Raw genomic sequence first — 1411 nt, forward strand, 5'->3', positions numbered from 1 at the left:
GTACTGCGCGGTGTATCGGCGCCAGCGTGAGCTGTTTCTGATGATCACGGTGTACGTCGTTTACTTCCTGCTCGACACCCAGACCGATTATTACCGCGATAACGGCCGCGTCCGTGAAGACGCCGCGGTGGTGTTCCATCTGTGTTGCTTGCTGTTGCCGTTGCTGTTCAGCATTTACGCGCTGTGGCAGGAGAAAACCCACCTGTTCCGCGACTTTGTGGCGCGCTGCGCCGTGCTCTTTGCGTTTGGCAGCGTAGCCCTGGCGCTTGAGCAGAGTTTCCCCCAAGCCTTGCTGAACTGGCTGGCGGAGATTCGCTGGCCGGCGCTGCATGGCAGCTGGATGAGCCTGATCCAGCTGTCGTACCCGATGTTCCTGATTGGTTTTGTCACCCTGGCGGCGCAGTACTGGTATCAGCCGCGGCCCTTGCACGCGGCGCAACTGGTGGGTTTGCTGGGGCTGTTCTGGATGTTGCCGCAAACCTTTATCCTGCCGTTCACGCTGAACATCATGTGCAGCCAGGTAATGCTGATGATTGCCGCCGGCGTGGCGCACGAGGCTTATCAGATGGCCTTTCGCGATGAACTCACCGGCTTGCCGGGGCGGCGCGCGCTCAATGAGCGCATGCAACGGTTGGGGCGCAATTATGTGTTGGCAATGAGCGACGTCGATCACTTCAAGCGCTTTAACGACACCCACGGCCACGATGTCGGTGACCAAGTGCTGCGGCTGGTGGCCAGCAAATTGTCGAAGGTCAATGGCGGTGGGCGTGCCTATCGTTATGGCGGGGAAGAGTTTGCCGTGGTGTTCGCCGGCAAGACGTTGGACGAGTGCATGCCGCACCTGGAAGAGATTCGCGAGATCATCGCCAACTACGCCATCAAGCTGCGCAACCCGGACCGTCCCCACGACGACCAGCAGGGCCGCCAACGCCGGGTGGGCAGTGGCGCCTCGAGTGTGTCGGTGACGGTCAGCATCGGCGTGGCCGAGCGCCAGGTCGAGCAGCGCACGCCTGAAGAAGTGCTCAAGTCCGCCGATCAGGCGCTCTACGCGGCCAAGGGCGCGGGGCGTAACTGCGTGGTCGCTGCCGGGCAAACCCGGCGCGGCGCGGTGCGCATGGAGAGCGCTGCCGGTTGAGTGATGGCGGTGTATTCAGCGGTTCTACAGTGATTGTTCGAGGCGATGACCGGCAGTAGGTTGAAAGTATCTGCTGCCGGAGACATTGCCATGCCTGAGTACAAAGCTCCCCTGCGCGACATGCGCTTTCTGATCGACAACGTGTTTGATTTTCACGGCCACTACGCCGCCTTGGGCGCCACCGACGCGAGCCCGGATATGGTCAGCGCGATTCTCGAAGAAGGCGCCAAATTCTGCGAAAACGTGCTGTCGCCGCTCAATCGCAGTGGCGATGAA

Annotated in this window: 1 protein-coding gene and 1 pseudogene; both read left to right on the top strand. The window is 61.2% G+C overall.

Going from position 1 to position 1411, the window contains the following annotated elements; genetic code table 11:
* Positions 1–1135, top strand: a 1135-nt coding sequence (locus FEM54_RS32550; protein WP_138454280.1) for a GGDEF domain-containing protein, incomplete at its 5' end; no start/stop codon positions are given.
* Positions 1136–1225: 90 nt separating this feature from the next.
* Positions 1226–1411 (top strand): annotated as a pseudogene (locus FEM54_RS32555) (acyl-CoA dehydrogenase N-terminal domain-containing protein); the annotation flags it as partial.

This window comes from Pseudomonas edaphica, from assembly GCF_005863185.1.
Taxonomy (GTDB): domain Bacteria; phylum Pseudomonadota; class Gammaproteobacteria; order Pseudomonadales; family Pseudomonadaceae; genus Aquipseudomonas; species Aquipseudomonas edaphica.